At 67.6% G+C, this 16,526-nt stretch carries 13 protein-coding genes; 10 read left to right on the top strand and 3 right to left on the bottom strand.

What is annotated here, in order from left to right:
* Positions 1–264: 264 nt before the first annotated feature.
* From ACWF0M_RS12095 to ACWF0M_RS12070, 6 genes are all read left to right on the top strand, one after another.
* On the top strand, positions 265–1,590 hold the full coding sequence (locus ACWF0M_RS12095; protein WP_452235660.1) for an ABC transporter substrate-binding protein: 1,326 nt from the start codon (positions 265–267) through the stop codon (positions 1,588–1,590).
* Positions 1,587–2,525 (top strand): carbohydrate ABC transporter permease, encoded by a 939-nt coding sequence (locus ACWF0M_RS12090; protein ID WP_452235659.1) that lies wholly within the window; start codon positions 1,587–1,589, stop codon positions 2,523–2,525. The genes ACWF0M_RS12095 and ACWF0M_RS12090 overlap by 4 nt, the downstream gene beginning before the upstream one ends.
* A complete protein-coding gene (locus tag ACWF0M_RS12085) occupies positions 2,501–3,355 on the top strand; it encodes a carbohydrate ABC transporter permease (protein ID WP_452235658.1) in 855 nt (284 codons plus the stop codon). Before ACWF0M_RS12090 ends, ACWF0M_RS12085 begins: the two co-directional genes overlap by 25 nt.
* Positions 3,356–3,383: 28 nt before the next feature.
* Entirely contained in the window at positions 3,384–4,454 is a 1,071-nt protein-coding gene (locus tag ACWF0M_RS12080; RefSeq protein ID WP_452235657.1) for a LacI family DNA-binding transcriptional regulator, read from the top strand.
* Positions 4,455–4,512: 58 nt separating this feature from the next.
* Complete coding sequence (locus ACWF0M_RS12075; RefSeq protein ID WP_452235656.1) at positions 4,513–7,182, top strand: family 78 glycoside hydrolase catalytic domain; 2,670 nt, start codon at positions 4,513–4,515, stop codon at positions 7,180–7,182.
* A 121-nt stretch (positions 7,183–7,303) separates the two neighbouring features.
* Positions 7,304–7,963, top strand: a complete 660-nt coding sequence (locus ACWF0M_RS12070; protein ID WP_452235655.1) for a DUF2278 family protein — start codon at positions 7,304–7,306, stop codon at positions 7,961–7,963.
* Positions 7,964–8,034: 71 nt separating this feature from the next.
* Here the strand turns inward: ACWF0M_RS12070 and ACWF0M_RS12065 are convergent, their stop codons facing one another.
* Positions 8,035–8,721, bottom strand: a complete 687-nt coding sequence (locus tag ACWF0M_RS12065; protein ID WP_452235654.1) for an alpha/beta fold hydrolase — start codon at positions 8,719–8,721, stop codon at positions 8,035–8,037.
* A 131-nt stretch (positions 8,722–8,852) separates the two neighbouring features.
* Between ACWF0M_RS12065 and ACWF0M_RS12060 the strand changes: the two genes are divergently transcribed.
* Positions 8,853–11,651 carry an ATP-binding protein gene (locus tag ACWF0M_RS12060; protein ID WP_452235653.1) on the top strand — a complete coding sequence of 933 codons (2,799 nt, stop codon included), beginning with the start codon at positions 8,853–8,855 and terminating at the stop codon, positions 11,649–11,651.
* Here ACWF0M_RS12060 and ACWF0M_RS12055 read toward each other — a convergent pair.
* On the bottom strand, positions 11,603–12,622 hold the full coding sequence (locus ACWF0M_RS12055) for a LacI family DNA-binding transcriptional regulator (protein ID WP_452235652.1): 1,020 nt from the start codon (positions 12,620–12,622) through the stop codon (positions 11,603–11,605). The two genes, ACWF0M_RS12060 and ACWF0M_RS12055, sit on opposite strands and share 49 nt — an antisense overlap.
* Before the next feature lie 93 nt (positions 12,623–12,715).
* Between ACWF0M_RS12055 and ACWF0M_RS12050 the strand changes: the two genes are divergently transcribed.
* On the top strand, positions 12,716–13,768 hold the full coding sequence (locus ACWF0M_RS12050) for a Gfo/Idh/MocA family protein (RefSeq protein WP_452235651.1): 1,053 nt from the start codon (positions 12,716–12,718) through the stop codon (positions 13,766–13,768).
* The gene (locus ACWF0M_RS12045) at positions 13,765–14,922 is read left to right on the top strand and encodes a Gfo/Idh/MocA family protein (protein WP_452235650.1); all 1,158 of its coding nucleotides are present in this window, start codon (positions 13,765–13,767) and stop codon (positions 14,920–14,922) included. The genes ACWF0M_RS12050 and ACWF0M_RS12045 overlap by 4 nt, the downstream gene beginning before the upstream one ends.
* A gap of 435 nt (positions 14,923–15,357) precedes the next feature.
* Here the strand turns inward: ACWF0M_RS12045 and ACWF0M_RS12040 are convergent, their stop codons facing one another.
* A complete protein-coding gene (locus ACWF0M_RS12040; RefSeq protein ID WP_452235649.1) occupies positions 15,358–15,726 on the bottom strand; it encodes a winged helix-turn-helix transcriptional regulator in 369 nt (122 codons plus the stop codon).
* Between the two features lie 79 nt (positions 15,727–15,805).
* Here ACWF0M_RS12040 and ACWF0M_RS12035 point away from each other — a divergent pair, with 79 nt between their 5' ends.
* Positions 15,806–16,510, top strand: a complete 705-nt coding sequence (locus ACWF0M_RS12035; protein ID WP_452235648.1) for an SDR family oxidoreductase — start codon at positions 15,806–15,808, stop codon at positions 16,508–16,510.
* Positions 16,511–16,526: the final 16 nt, after the last annotated feature.

The following is a 16,526-nucleotide window of genomic DNA, read 5'->3' as shown; positions in this document are numbered from 1 at the left end:
CCGCAGACCCGCGAGAGCTCGGTAGGTGTCGACGAACGTGCCGGACGGGCACAGCGGACCGGTGGTGACGAAGTCCCCGGTGTCGTAGTCGTCGAAGAACTGGATGTTCGTCTCGGTGATCGTGAAAGGTACCTGGCTCTGTTGGGCGACCGGAATCGGTCATGGTGGGGTGTTGACAGGGGTAGTTACCGATAACAAAATGTTACCGGTAACAGCGACACTGCCGGATGGCGTGGCCCGCCGTTCGGCGAAGAAGGGAAAGCAATGCCCAGACCAGGCGTAGGAAATCACCTGACGCGTCGACGATTGCTCGGGCTGGCCGCGGTTTCTGCTGGTGCTGTGTTCTCCGGGCCGGTTCTCACCGGTTGCAGCAAGGATTCGGCGGAAGGCGGCGGCTCGACGTCGCTGACGTTCATGAACCAGTCGCGAGGGCAGGTCAAGGCGCTCGAGAAGCTGGTCGAGACGTACCAGAAGCAGACCGGGGTGCGGGTGACGATCGACAGCCCGGGGCCGGCGAACTATCCGGCGAAGTTGCAGGCGAAGTCGCAGTCCGGCGATATGCCGGACATCTACTCGACGCTGACGCTGCCGGAGATGATCCCGTACTACAAGGCCGGCTGGGCGATGAATCTGCAGCCGAAGCTGACCGGCGACTGGAAGGCCGACTTCTCGCCGATCGCCTTGGACCTGACCACTGTGAAGGCCGGCACGATCAGCGGCGTGGACGCGGGTGTCTATTCGGCGCACTGGGAGATCCAGACCATGGGGGTGCTGCTGAACACCAAGACGTTCGAGTCGGCAGGGATCGATCCCAAGGCTCCGCCGGCCACGACGGACGCGTGGATCGAACAGCTGAAGAAGGTTTCGGCCAAAACCGGCAATGGTGCGTTCCTGGTGGCCGCGTCCCTGGCGGACCGGTTCCTGCTGACGCACGCGTCCAACTGGCTAACCGACGCCGAGATCGACGCGACACTAGCGGGCAAGGCGAGTTGGAAGTCGGACGGCTGGCGTAAAGGGCTGCAACTGCTGGCCGAGCTGAGGGACGCCGGGGTCATCGTCAACAAGACCCTCCCGGGTGGCAACGACGACAACCCGACGGTGGAGAAGGGCTTCTTCAACGTCCAGGACACGCCGGCGATCTTCGACGCGTCGGTCGCGATCGGTGTCGCGCGGGCGACCGCTCCGGACTTCACGGACTACGTGTCGATGGGGATTCCGAAGGCGGCGGACGGTACGCAGAAGCCGCGTGTGTACGGCGGTGTCGGCAAGGGCGCGTGCATCAACCCGAAGGGAAAGAACGTCGATGCCGCGGTGAAGTTCGTGCAGTGGCTGACCGAGCCGGAGCAGGCGAAGGTGTTCGTCGACATGGTCGGGCTGATCCCGGCGAACCCGAAGGTCACCGCCGGCGACCTGCCTCCGCAGGTGTCCGGGTTCGCGTCGCTCGCCGACGCGATCGAGATCGTTCCGTCGCCCTTCAGCACCGATGCCCGGACGGCGTTGATCAGCGGGGTGCAGAGCCTGGTGCTGAAGGAGAAGACCGTCGACCAGGTGCTCGACGACATGGAGACGGCGCAGAAGAGGTCCAAGTGACGGTCCATCCGCTCGAGGCGGGCGACGTCGCTCGAGCGCACTCGGGAACCCGCCGCCGCGGTTCACTCGCACGGCGCCGCGAGCTGATGGCGTACGGGTTCCTCCTGCCTGCGGTGCTGCTGCTGGCCGTCTTCACGTTCGTACCGTTCGTGCAGGCGATCGTGTTGAGTTTCCAGCAGTGGGACGGCGTCAGTACGTCGACGCCGTTCGTGGGCCTGTCCAACTACCGGTTCGTGCTGCACGACGCGGTCTTCTGGTCGTCGATGCGGAACGTGCTGGTCTTCGGTGTGGTGGGTTTCGTTGTCGGCAACGCGTTGTCGCTCGGGATGGCGATCGCCGTCAACAGGGTGCGTCGCGGTAAGGCGTTCTTCCGTACGGCGTTCTACCTGCCAGGCGTGTTCTCCGTCGTGGTCATCGGAATGATGTTCTCCTGGCTGCTCGCCCCGAACGCGGGCATCGTGAACCGCATACTCGGCGCGGTAGGACTGTCGGGACTGCAGCACAACTGGCTCGAGGATCCCGGTACCGCACTGCCCGCGGTGGCGGCCGTGTTCCTCTGGTACCACTGGGGATTCGGCTTCATCCTCTACCTGGCCGGACTGCAGGACGTGCCGGTGGACTTGTACGAGGCGGCCAGCCTGGACGGTGCGAGTGGCTGGGCGAAGTTCCGGTACGTCACCTGGCCCGAGCTGCTTCCGGTGACGGCGATCGTGTCGTTGCTGACGCTGCTCGGAGCGTTGCAGGTGTTCGGCACGGTGCAGGTGCTGACGAACGGTGGGCCGGGCGACCACACGATGGTGCCGACGCTGCGGATCTATCAGGAAGCGTTCACGAACCAGCGCTTCGGCTCGGCGGCGGCGATGTCGGTGATCTTCGGCGGCGCGCTGGTCCTGCTGGCGATGCTGCATCTGTGGTTGTCCAGGCGGCGGAGGTGATGGCGATGGTGAAGGGTCTTGCGGGCCGTGGCGGTCTGTACGGGTTGCTGGTGCTTGCCGCTGTTGGGGCGCTGTTCCCGATGGTCTGGTTGCTGATCGGGTCCTTGCAGACGAGCAGCGAGCTCTACCGGGGCAAGGATCTGCTGCCTGCCAAGCCGCAGTGGTCGAACTATGTGACGGCCTGGACGGACGGCGATCTCGGCACGTACTTGCCGAACAGCGTGATCTACACGGTGTCGGCGGTGATCGGCATCCTGGTCGTGTCCAGCATGGCCGGCTACGCGTTGGCCCGGATCGAGTTCCGCGGGAAGGCCGCGGTCACGTTCGGCCTGCTGGCGGTGATGATCATTCCGGCGCCGGCGTCGTTCATCGCGCAGTACAAACTGATGGTCATGCTCGGGCTGACGAACAGCCGGATCGGGTACGTGCTGATTCTCGTTTCCGCCGGTATCCCGATCTCCGCGTTGATCATGCGCGGGTTCTTCGCGAACCTGCCGAAGGATCTCGAGGAGGCGGCGGCGATCGACGGCAGCTCGGCCCTGAACACCTTCGCGCGGGTGATCCTCCCGCTGGCGCGGCCGGGATTGATTGCGGTCGCGGTGATTCAAGGGCTGGCGGTCTGGAACGAGTACCTGCTGGCGTTGGTGCTGTTCGACGACGACACGTTGATGCCCATTCAGCGTGGTTTGATGAACTTCGTGTCCGCGGAGACGCCGGTGCAGAACATCCTGCTGGCCGCGACGGCGATCTCTGTCGTCCCGGTGGTCGTGTTCTATGTCTTCGCGCAGCGGCAAGTGGTGCAAGGGATCAGCAGCGGAGCGGTCAAGTAGCCTGCAGTCGAAGGGAGATGGAGACGAGTTGACCGAGAAACCGGCGCCCGTGGTGCGGGCCACTCTCACTGATGTCGCGCGTGCCGCAGGGGTCTCCCGGCAGACGGCGTCCCGGGTCGCTCGCGGCGGCGAGAACGTGAATGCGCGGACGGCGGCCCGGGTACGGCGCGTGATCAAGTCGCTCGGCTACCGCCCGGACCCGATCGCGCGGGCGCTGTCCGTCGGTCGCGGGCTCAGCGTGGGACTACTCACGCATCAGTTGACCGGCCGGCAAATGGGCCTAGGCGCCATTTCGGTCATGATCGGGGTCGAGCAGGCCGCTGCTGAACTCGACCTCGGCGTCAGCGTCGCCACGTTCTCCACCTTCGATCGGGCCACCGTTCAGGACGGGATCGACCGGCTCGCGCGAGCCGGCTGCGACGGCGTGATCTTCATGGCCCCGTGGGTGTCGGCAGCGAAGACCTTGCGGGCTCTCGATACCTCGCTGCCGATGGTGTCTACCAGCGAGGTGCCCGAGTACGACGGTCCTGCCGTCCATGCCGACGCGACGCAGGCCGCGGCGGATGTGGTGAATCATCTGTTGTCGCTCGGCCACACGACGGTTCACCATGTCACGGGTCCGCCCAACTGGATCTCCAGCCAGCTTCGCCTCGCCGGCTGGGAGAGCGCGTTGCGGCGGGCCGACGCGGAGATCCCCGAGCCGTTGACCGGTGACTGGACCGCAAGGTCCGGGTACGACGCCGGCCGGCGGCTCGCCGAGGATCCCTCGGTCACTGCGATCTTCGCGGCCAACGACGAGATGGCGCTGGGGATCGTGTCCGCGCTCATCGAATCAGGCCGCCGCGTTCCAGAAGACGTCAGCGTCGCCGGCTTCGACGATGCGCCCGGGGCGGACTACTTCCGGCCGCCGCTCACGACCATCAGGGTCGACGACGCCGAGTACGGGCGACAAGCCGTCGCGCAGCTCATGCTGCAACTCAACGGCGAGCCGGCGGCCCCGGCGACCATCCTGCCGCATCAGCTGATCATCCGCGCCAGCACAGCGCGCAGTCCGCACCAGGCGCGACGGAAAGCATCTGCACGTCAGCTTCCGCGCTGACCTCCACATCAGTTGCAGCACCCGACTCGGCAGGCTCCGGCTCCCGAGTCTTCGAAGCATGCCTGTCCAGCAGAGTGAGGAACACATGAGCCGAGCCCCGAACGGACTGCGGATCGACAGCGGCGGCGACCAGTTCACCGTGTCGGGACCGTCTCCGAGACTTTCGTGGCGACCTCCGGCAACGCTCACCGGCCAGTCCGCGTACGAACTCGACAGCACCGTTGACGGCGCCTCGGTCGCTCGTGTCACGCATACGTCGACGGAACATCTGTTCGTTCCTTGGCCGTGGGCGCCGCTTCAGAGCTCTCAACGAGTGACGTGGCGCGTCCGGGTGCGCGGTGACCAGGGCTTCTCGGAATGGTCCGAGCCGAGCAGTTTCGAAGTCGGACTTCTCAACGAGGACTGGACGGCTCACTGGATCTCTCCGGACGAGACGGTCGATGCTGGGTATGGGAATCGGCCCGCCTACGTGCTCTCGACGCGGTTCGAGGTGGCCTCGGAGGTGATGTCAGCTCGTCTGTACAGCACCGCGCTGGGTGTCTACGAGGCGTTCGTCAACGGCCGTCGAGCTGGTACGGCGGAGTTGACTCCCGGCTCCACGTCGTACGACCGCACTCTCTACGCGCAGGCGATGGATGTCACGGACGCCGTACGTCGTGGGCGCAATCGGCTCGAGGTCCTGCTGTCGGACGGGTGGTACCGCGGTAAGACGGGCGGTTTTCGGATGCCGTCGGGATGGGGTACGACGACGGCCGCTCGGCTGGAGCTTCACCTGTGGTGCCGCGACGGCTCGCGACAGGTCGTTCGCAGCGACCGGACCTGGACGAGCACGGAGTCGAAGATCACCCGGGCCGACCTGATGGACGGACAGGCGGTCGACCTCGGTCTGCCGACCGGAGCGGTCCGTCCGGTGCTCGTCGATCAGGTGGTTGCTCCGAGCATCGACTGGTCGCCGGCGCCGGCGGTCCGCCGGATCGAGTCCCGTGCGCCCATCGCGCTGCGGCAGGTGGATGCCGGAACCTGGGTCGCGGACTTCGGTCAGAACGCCTCGGGCTGGATCTCGCTGGCCGACCTCGGACCCGCGGGCACCCGCACAGTCGTCGACTACGGCGAGTTCGTCGGGCCCGATGGCGATCTGACCACGACTCATCTGGACTCCTTTCTGCCCGGTGGCCGGCGGATCGTGTTCGTGCAACGCGACGAGGTCGTGTCGGCGGGCGACGGTGAGGTGTTCGAGCCGCGCCACACCGTGCATGGGTTCCAGTACGCGCGACTGCGGCGCGACGGCGCGGCGATCGACCCGGCGAGTGTGACGATGCACGTGGTGCACTCGGATCTCGCCCGGACTGGGACATTCGAGTGCGGCAACGCCGATCTCAACCGTCTGCACGACGTGGCGGTGTGGAGCTTTCGGGGCAACGCCGTGGACGTGCCGACCGACTGCCCGACCCGGGAGCGGATCGGCTGGACCGGTGACTATCAGATCTTCGCCCCGACGGCGGCGCGGCTGTACGACGTTCACGGGTTCAGCCGGAAGTGGTTGCGCTCGGTGCGGGACGATCAGCTGCCCGATGGCCGGATCGCGAACTTCTCCCCGGACGGCCGGCGTACCAAACTCAACCTCGAGGACCGCTTGGCGAAGTCAACCGGATCGGCCGGGTGGGGTGACGCGATCGTCGCCGTACCGATGGAGCTGTACGAGACGTACGGCGACCGCGAGGTGCTGGCCGAGAACTGGGACGCGATGGTGCGTTGGGTGGAGTGGGCATTGGCTGCCGCACGGGAGCACCAGCATCCGACTCGGATCGAGCGCTCCGCGCAGCCGTTGCCGCACGAGCGGTTCATCTGGGACGGCACCTACCACTGGGGTGAATGGGCCGAGCCGGGGATCGATCCGCCGCTGAGCGACCCGGCCGGCTGGGCCGCTTGGCAGCAGTCGGACCAGGGCGAAGTGGGAACTGCCTACCTCTACCGATCCAGCGCCACCCTCGCTCGGATCGCCGCCATCCTCGGCCGCTCGGCCGAGGCCGCCAACTACGCGGAGATCGCGGATCAGGTGCGTGCGGCCTGGCGTACGGAGTTCCTCGACGAGTCCGGTCGGACGACCGGCGACACCCAGGCAGGTTACGTGCGTGCGCTCACGTTCGGGCTGGTCCAGGAGCCGCTGCGCGAGGCCGTCGTACGGCGTCTTGTCGAGCTGATCCGGGCCGCGGGCAACCATCTCGGGACCGGGTTCCTGTCGACGGGCGAGCTGCTCCCGGTGCTCGCGGACAATGGGTACGCCGAGGTCGCGTACGACGTACTCTTCCAGCGCACGCTGCCGTCCTGGCTCGGGATGCTGGACCGCGGCGCCACGACGATCTGGGAGGAGTGGGACGGGGTCGACGACGACGGGAACCCGCATGCGTCGCTCAACCACTACAGCAAGGGTGCCGTCGTGCATTTCCTGCACACCCACGTCCTGGGCCTGCGCCAGGCCGACGGATCCGTCGGGTGGGAATCGTTCGTGATCTCCCCGCTGCCACACCCGGACATCCCTTGGGCACGAGGCACCTACGAATCTCCTCGAGGCACCGTCGAGGTGCGGTGGGAGATCAAGGGCGGCAGCTTCGAGATCGTGGTCGACGTACCGCCCGGCTCCACGGCCGAAGTCGTCTTTCCGGGCGGCGAGAAGGTATCGCTTCCGCCGGGGCATTTCACTGCGACCCGGCCCACTCCCGCCTCCTGAAAGGGCTCGTCTCGGTTTCCAAGAGCGTTCCGAGGCTGCGCGTTGCTGCGCAGGCGTACGCGGTCGGGACCGACGACGATCGCGAGTCCGTCTGATGTCGCGTCAATGCGACTATGGGTCCATGGCACTGACAAGCTACGGAGTGCTGGTCGGGCAGCTGATCCGCTTCGCTCGTGAGGATCCGAACGACTTCGGATCGTGGTACCACGGGAAGCTGTACGTCGCGGCTCCCGGTGGCGAGTACGAATGCGCGATCGATGTGTCGACACCGAGTGGCGTGCCGGTGCAGTACCGCGAGGTACGAAATCTCAATCCGCATCTCTTCGCACCGACCGCGACCATGAGTGACGGCTGGCACCAGTTGGCCAGCACGCCTGTGTCTGGTGCCCTCGACTATGTCCGATCACCGTTGCTGCGAGGAAGCGGCGGATGCCTCAGCGTTGTCTACAGTCCGCTCGTCGCGTTGGTCAACGCGATCCTGAGGTCGCCCAGATTCGGCTGGGTCGACAGCACGGCCGACAACGCATTGGATCTGCTGGAGCAGCGGCTGCTCGGCTGCGAACGCGTGTACGTGTACGGCGCGCCGTACACCACCGGCCACGGCGTACACGACATCCACTACAACCAAGGCGACCCGCCGGGCCAGTTCCAGCACCTGGACGGGATCTGGCAGGACGGCGGCACCGTCATTCAACGCCCGGGCGGGGAACTGACCGCCTTCCTCACCAAGTTCAAACCCCAATCCCTGAACACCGACGGCAACGGCCTACCACAGGGTTAGTAGGACGTTGCCTGGTCGATCTCGTTGTTCAAGCGGAGCGTGCCGCGGAGTCGGAGTTCGGACCGCCGGTATCAGCTGAGGGACTCGATGGCGGTGTGGATGAGGTCGGCGACGGCCTGGGGCTGGGAGACGTAGACGGAGTGGCTGCCGGCGACCTCGCGGGTGGTGGCGCCGGCGCGTTCGGCCATCTGACGCTGGGCGGGCGGCGGGATCATCTTGTCGTCGGCGGCGACGAGGTACCAGCTGGGCTTCTGCCGCCAGCCGGGCTCGGTGACGGCGCCGCCGAGCGCCTCGACGCCCCACGGGACCTGGGAGTCGGCCATGAAGGCTGCCTCGTCGGCGGGTAGATCGCCGGCGAACGAGTCGTGGAACTTGTCGCGGTCGAGGAACAGGAAGCCGTCGCGGGGCGGCAGGATCGGCGGGACCGGCGCACCGGGCGGCGGGTCGGCGATCAGGGTGTTGACGGACTCACCCTTGTCGGGGGCGAAGGCGGCGATGTAGACGAGGCCGGCGACGCGTTCGTCGCTACCGGTCTCGGTGACCACGACACCGCCGTACGAGTGCCCGACGAGCACCGCGGGGCCGTCGATCTCGTCCAGGACCTGCTTGGTCGCGGCCACGTCGCCCTCGAGCGTCAGGGTCGGGTTCTGTACGACGGCCACTCGGTGACCCTGTGCGCGCAGCCGGTCGTACACGCCGCGCCATCCGGATCCGTCGACGAAGCCTCCGTGGATCAGCACGATGGTCGGTTCGGTCATTGCGTCCTCCTCGGGTTGTTTCGGATGTCTGCGACGTTAGGGCGGGGGTGCGGGCGGGGCAGGAGGGGAAACCCTCGAACAGGTGCGGCCCGACCCTCGATCGGGGGCGAGGGGTGTCCGATGATGTGTTGATGGACGAGGCATCGGCGTACGGGCTGTTCGGTCGCGAGGACGTGGTTCGCGCGCTGAACGACGTCCTCGACAGCGGCGGAAGCGCGGTGGTGGTCGGTGATCCCGGCCTCGGCAAGAGCAGTCTGCTGAAGGTCGCGAACCAGCTCGCGCAACGCCGGGGGAGACGGGTGCTGTCCGTGACGCCGACCCAGTTCGACCGGGGGCTGCCGTTCGCCGGTCTGGCGGAACTGGTCAGCCAGTGTCCGGCGGGCGTCGAGGATCGGATCCCGGGTCCGCAGCGTCGCGCGCTGGCGGTTGCTCTGCAGCGTGCCGAGCCCGACGGTAGTGCGGTGGACGCGCTGGCCGTTCCGCTCGCGGTCCGGAGTCTGCTCACACAGCTGAGCGAGGCGGAGCAGGTCACGCTGGTGATCGACGACCTGCAGTGGCTCGACCACGCGAGCGCCGGCAGCCTCGCATTCGCAGTCCGCACCCTCGACGCCCAGCGCGTCAGCGTGATCGCCGGGATGCGCCCCGACCCCGAGGCAGGCGCCGACCTGCTGCGCTCGCTGCCGGAACCGCGGCACGAGATCCATCTCGCGCCGTTGGCGGACTGGGCGATCGGTCGACTGCTCCGCAAACACCTCGGTCAGCGATGGACTCCGCCGATGAGCGCCGGGATAGCGAGAGCCAGCGGCGGGAACCCGTTCCTGGCTTTGATGATCGCCGAAGCCATGCAGTCCGATCTGTCGAAGTGGCGGTGGAGCGCACAGCAGGGCAACGACCCGATCTTCCCCGTCCCACCGAGCCTGGTCGGACTGCTGTGCGAGAAGGTCGAGGTACTGCTGTCGCAGGAGTCTCGCGACGTACTGCTGCTGGTGGCCGCGGCGGGTCGGCTGACCGTCCCGGAGCTGCAGCGAACTGTCGAGGAGGCTCGGCTTCGCTCGGCGCTTGAGGATGCGGACGATGCCGATGTCGCCCGGGTCGGCGCGGGATCGGTCGTCGACTTCACCCATCCGCTCCTGGCTTCTGCGATCTATGACCAGGCGACGCCGGCCGAGCGCCGTCGAGCGCACCGGGTGCTTGCGGAGAAGCTCGAAGATCCGGTCGAGCGGGCACGCCATCGCTCGAAGTCGATCACCGCGCCGGACGAGGCAGTCGCCGGAGAACTCGAACGCGCCGCAGACGTGTCCCGGAGCCGTGGCGCCTTGCAGTTGGCCGGCGAACTGCTCGAGGGCTCAGCGCGCGCGACGCCGTCGGACCTGGACACGACGGGCAGCCTCGTCCGCTGGCTGCGAGCGGTGGACACGTACGTCGCCGCGGGCGATTTGCTCGCGGCGCGCAGGGCGCTGGACGTCGGCTCGGCGCTGGCGGCCGACGGCGAGCAACAGGCCCAGGTGCTGGTCCGGAAGGCGTGGCTGGTCGACGGGCTCGGTGCTGCGCGGTCGGTCACCGAGGAAGCGTTCCGCCTGGCACCGGCGGGCAGCGAGGTTCGCGCGCGGATCCTGCAGGAGCTCGGCGAGTACCACCGGATGGAGGGGCACGGGAAGCTCGCGCTCAGGCTCACCAACCTGGCGATCCGCGAAGCAGCCGACGCCGGCCGTCCCGACATCGAACTCGCTGCCCTGAATCAGCTGCAGAGCATCCAGCGGCTCTGGGCGCTCGGGGACGCGGAACAGACCTTGGCCGAGGTCGATCGCCTGGGCGACAGCTCGTCCAGCGAGTTGTCCGAGGCGCAGTGGGCGTGGGCCCACGGGTTCCATGCCGCGTGGAACGATCCGACCGCGGAACGACGTACCCGGGACGGCATCGCCCGTACCATCGAGGCCGGCCGGTACGGCGAGTTGTCGGGCCTGTACATCTGCTTGATCCTCACGCTCATTCGGCGTTCCAGGATTCGCGAGGCCCAGGCCGCGCTGGACGAGGCGGATCGGCTGGGCGCGTGGGCTGGTGGCGTCGGTCTGCAGGAAGCCATCGGGCGTGCACTGGTCAGGTCGTATGCGGGGGATCTGACGGACGCGCGGGAAGTCGCGCAGGGCGGGGAAGCGCAGGCGAGATCGAGTGGCCTGACGTACTGGCTGGCCGGATTCCTCGCCCAGCTGGGATTCGTCGAAGTCTCCGCAAAGAACTGGCAGGCGGCACTCGAACCGTTGCGTGAGCTCGCCGGGATCTTTGCCGACACCGAGGTGGTCGACCTCGAGCAATTGCTCTGGCCGGTCGACTACGCCGACGCCGCTCTCCAAGTCGGTGCGCTCGACGAGGTCGCGACAGCCGTCGCGCTGCTTCGGCGGCAAGGCCGTCCTGAGGCGCTCGTCGCCGCGGATCGTTGTCAGGCTTTGCTCACCGCCGCTCGTGGTGATGTCGAGGAGGCCTTGACCGGGTTGCGCGAAGTCGTCGATCGAGCGGACGCCGAATGTCCGTTCGAGGCGGCGCGATCGCGGCTCGCCCTCGGGCAGGTCGCGCGGCGCGCCGGCTACAAGGGTCTGGCCAGTGAGTCGCTCAACGCCGCGGCGAGCGCGTTCACCGAGCTGGGGATCCCGCGGTGGGCGGAGCGAGCCCTCGACGACGCCCGCCGAGTGGGGTTGCACAGCACCTCGACGCTACTGACCGAGACCGAACGCCAGGTTGCCGACCTGGTGGCGTCCGGCGCCTCGAACCAGGAGGCCGCGGCCCAGCTCTTCCTGTCGGTGAAGACCGTCGAAGCCAACCTGACCCGCGTCTACCGAAAGCTGTCCGTCCGCTCCCGGACCGAACTCGCCGCAGCGGTGGCCGCTCATTCGGTCGTCGTACGGCGGGGTGGTGGGGCGGTCGATTCTCGGTAGATCAGGCGGTTGATGGTTGGGAGCGTCGGTCGCGGGATCGGTTCGCCGCGGATCTCGGCGACGAGTTGGTGGACCGCGAGGCGGCCCTGCGCCTCGCGGTCGACTGCCACGGTCGACAGTGACGGGGTCGCGAACCGGCCCATCTCCTCGTCGTCCCAGCCGAAGACGCTGAGGTCGTCGGGCACGCGCCAGCCGCGCGAGCGGGCACCGCGGATCACACCCATGGCGACGACGTCGTTGGCTGCCACGACCGCGGTCACACCGCCGTCGGACGGCAGGGCGGTGATCGCGTCGAACCCGGACTGCGCCGACCAGTCGCCGTCGACGACTCCGACCGATTGCAGTCCGAGGCGTTCGATCGTCTCGAGGTAGACGCTCTTCCGGTTGCGTGCCGAGGCGAAGTTCTGGGCGCCGGCGACGTGCAGGAACGTCCGGTGACCCAAGGAGACCAGGTACTCGATGATCTCGCGGATCTCAGTGGCGTCGGCGAGCTCCGCCAAGCTGTGCAACTTGTCGTCGTAGGTGCCGTACTCGACGATCGGCACCCGATTCGAGCTCTTGCCCTTGAGGCTGATCGGCGAGAGGGCCAGGATGCCTTCGACCTGGCCGGATCTGGCCAGCTCGTCGATCCGTTCCGAACGCTCGCGGGCCCCGCCCTCGACGCTGACGATCTCGACCTGGTACCCCGCCTCGTGCGCCGTCCGGGACGCTGCCGCGAGCAGCCGCCCTGGAAAGTGCGCGCCTGAAGCGAGCACGATCGCGAGCCGGTTCGTGTGCCGCGTCCGCATCGAGCGAGCGACCAGGTTGGGGCGGTAGTCGAGCGCCTTGACGGCGTACTCGACCTTGATCCTGGTCTTCGGCTTCAGGCTGTCCTTGTCCTGCAGGTACCGCGACACGGTCGTGTGCGATACGCCGGCGAGACTGGCCACCTGGTGGATGGTCGCCGGCCGATCGACTGCCGAATCTGCCACGTTCCCCTCCTCGAACCGGGCCTTGACACTAAATCCCGGCTCCGATTAGCTGTCAACCCAGAAGTGGATCGATCACTTTTTATTGGAGTCCTCTTGAATTCCAGTCAACCCATCAGGTTCGCCGCCGTCGGGCTCGACCACGCGCATATCTTCGGTCAGATCGCCGGCTTGATCGAGGCCGGTGCGACGTTCGCCGGGATGGCCACCGACGAACCGTCGGCAGCGGTCGCGGTGACGGTCCGGGAGCGCTATCCCGACGTACCCGTGATCGAGGATCCCGACGAGTTGATCGCGCAGGACGGGATCGACCTGATCGTGACCGCCGCCGTACCGGACCGCCGCGGGCCGATCGCCGTCGCGGCGTTGCGGGCCGGCAAGGACGTGATCGCCGACAAGCCCGGGTGCGTCACCCTCGAGCAGTTGGAGGACGTCGAGAAGGCGGTCGACCAGAGCGGCCGGTTCTGGTCGGTGACGTTCTCCGAGCGGTTCGAGGTCAAGTGCGTGGTCAAGGCCGGTGAACTGGTCCGCGAGGGCCGGATCGGCACGGTCGTGCAGACGCTCGGGACCGGGCCGCACCGGATCGGGGATCGCGGTCATCTCGCCGGTGGCGGCGGCCGCCCGGACTGGTTCTACGACAAGGCCCGGTACGGCGGCATTCTGACCGACATCGCCTCGCACCAGATCGACCAGTTCCTCTGGTTCACCGGTGCGTGGACCGCCGAGGTGGTGACGAGCGCCGTCGGGAACTTCGCCAACCCCGACGAGCCGGGTCTGCAGGACTTCGGCGAGGTCCTGCTGCGCAGCGGGAACGCCCAGGGCTACATCCGGGTCGACTGGTACACCCCGGACGGGTTGCCGACGTGGGGCGACGGCCGGCTGACCGTGCTCGGCACCGAGGGTTACATCGAGATGCGCAAGTACGTCGACATCGCGGGCCGCGACGGCGGCGACCACCTGTTCCTGGTGGACAAGGAAGGCATGCACTACATCGACTGCTCGGACGTCGAGCTGACCTACTACTCGGACGTACTGCGCGATGTTCGGGACCGGACCACTACCGCCACGCCGCAGGAGCACACGTTCGAGACCATGCGGCTGGCGTTGACCGCCCAGCAGAACGCGGCCTATCGCGGGGCCGCTCAGTGACAGTGAAGGTCGCGATCGTTGGCTGCGGCAACATCAGCAACCGGCATGCGGAGGCGTACGCGAACACCGGCCGGACGTCGCTCGTCGGCGTCGCGGACATCGTCGACGCGAAGGCCCGGACGCTGGCGGAGAAGTACGGCGCAACGCCGTACGCGAGTGTGACGGAGCTGCTCGCGGCGGAGGACCCCGATCTGGTGTCGGTGACAACGCCGCCCGGTAGTCATGCCGAGATCGCGATCGAGATCCTCGCCGCCGGCAAGTCGGTGCTCCTGGAGAAGCCGCCGGTGCTGAGTCTGGCCGAGATGGACGCGGTCGCGGAGGCCGAGCAGGCGAGCGAAGGCTCGGTGTGGGTGATCTTCCAGCACCGGCACGGATCCGGCGCACTACGCGCGGCCGACCTGCTCGGCCGCGGCGCGCTCGGGCGTCCGCTGGTCGCGGTCTGCGAGACGTTGTGGTTCCGGCCGCTCAGCTACTTCGACCCGGACTGGCGCGGCACCTGGGTCGGTGAAGGCGGCGGGCCGACGCTTGGCCACGGGATTCACCAGATCGACCTGCTGCTGCATCTGCTCGGGCCGTGGCGGACGATCAACGCCACCGCCGTACGGCTGGATCGGCCGGTCGAGTTCGAGGACGTGTCGACGGCATCGGTGATCTTCGAGAGCGGCGCGGTAGGCACCGTGATCAACAGCCTGCTGTCGCCGCGGGAGCTGAGTCGGATCCGAATCGACACGGCCGGTGGAACGCTCGAGGTGAACCACGTCTACGGCTACTCCGACCAGGACTGGACGTTCCACCCGGCCCCGGACGCGGCGAAGGCGGCGACCCTCGGCATCGATCCCGGCGTCCGGAAGGCAGACGTCGAGTCCAGTGTGGGAGACGATCCGTGGGCCGCGTCGGCGGGTGACGATGTGGCGAGCAACCACGACGCGCAGATCAACCGCCTGATCGACGACCTCCTGGCCGGCCGGACCCACGACACCACCTTGGCCAGCACGCGACCGACGATGGAGTTCGTCACCGCGCTCTACGCCTCGGCGATCACCGGCCGCCCGGTACGCCGCACCGACCTGACCCCGAACCACCCGTTCTACCAAGCCCTCCACGGCAACACCCCGAAAACCGACCTCAGCAAGGCGTTCAGCTTTCTGGACTGATGTGTGGGTTCCGGGGCTTGGTGTGATGTGCACGCTCGACAGGATGTGTCAGGTCGCCGGGTAGTGCACCTGAGCGTAAACGCGCTCGTGCGTACACCGTCTCACCGGTGCACTACCTGTCGAGCGTGCCGCGAGGGCCGAGTGGGTCTTCGGTGGGTGGGGCGGGGGAGCGGCGGGTGGTGTTGGCGAGGAAGCGTTCGGGCAGCCAGATGACGAAGGTGGAGCCGATGCCCAGTTCGGAGTTCCCGCGCCGCCCGCTGGCTCGTCGGGTCTGGCGCGCGGGGGGATATCCACTGGTGTTGTGGGTTCTCTGGTGGTGTGCGAGGGGAGAACCCTCAACGCGAGGGGATATCCAGTCGCGTGTCGCCGGTTTGAGGTTCAGGCCCCGTCTCGTTCACGCCCGTCCGTTCACACCGGTCCGTTCACACCGGGCGTTCACACCGGGTCGGCGTGGGTGTGGCGGGTGCGGGCGGCTTGGATTTCGGGGACGTGTTGTTCGGCCCAGTGGCGTACGGCGCGGAGGGGGACGAGGAGGGAGCGTCCTAGTGGGGTCAGGGCGTATTCGACGTGTGGCGGGTTCTCGTCGTACTCGTGCCGGCTGATCAGGCCGTCGACCTCGAGGGAGCGGAGGGTCTCGGTCAGGACCTTCGGGGTGATGCCTTGGATGTGTGCCTTGAGGTCGGTGAAGCGGCGGGGGCCGTCCTCGAGGGCGTTGACGACGAAGACGGTCCAGCGGGCGCCGATGCGGTGCAGGACGGTTCGGCTCGGGCAGGTCGCTGCCATCACGTTGTACGCCTTGCCCATGGGTGCTCCCAGTTCCGTTGAAGATACCGGTATCAAATCCATACCGTGAGATCCGATCCTACGAGAGGGAGTACTGACAATGGAACGGATCCTGGTCATCGGCGGTGCACGGGCGCTGGGCGCGGCCGTCGCGCGGCGTGCGGTGAAGGACGGGTACGACGTGGTCATCGGTGCGCGTGATCTGGCCGCCGCCGAGGCGCTGGCGGGGGAGATCGGCGCGAGCGCCGTACGGATCGATCTGCAGGACGAGACGACGATGGCCGCCGCGGCCACACGGCTCGCGGACGGGATCGACCACATCGTGACGACGGGCTCGGCGCCGCACGATGTTCGGGCTGTAGAGCTGGATCACGACAAGTTGGTGGCCGCGTTCACGGCGAAGGTGATCGGGCCGATGCTGGTCGCCAAGCACTTCGCGCCGGTACTGCGGCCGAACGGCTCGATCGTGTTGTTCTCCGGGGTCGTCGGGTGGCGGCCGGGACCAGGCTCGCTGGTCAAGGGGGTGACCAACGGTGCGGTCGAGTACGTCGCGCGCCATCTCGCGGCGGACCTCGCCCCGGTGCGCGTCAACGCCATCTCGCCCGGTGTTGTTGACTCGGGTGCTTGGGACCGGTTGGGAGACGGCAAGGCCGGTCTGCTGAGCAAGAGTGCCGCTGGAACATTCGTCGGAAGGTACGGCGAGTCCGACGACGTCGTCGACGCGGTGCTGTGGCTGCTCCACGCAGGCTTCATCTCCGGCGAGACAATCCACCTCGAAGGCGGCGCCCGCCACAAGACCTCCTGACCATCACCCCGGCACC

This window comes from Kribbella sp. NPDC055110, assembly GCF_053607525.1.
Note: the sequence above shows the minus strand (reverse complement) of the source record. Positions and strands in the feature narration are given on the sequence as shown.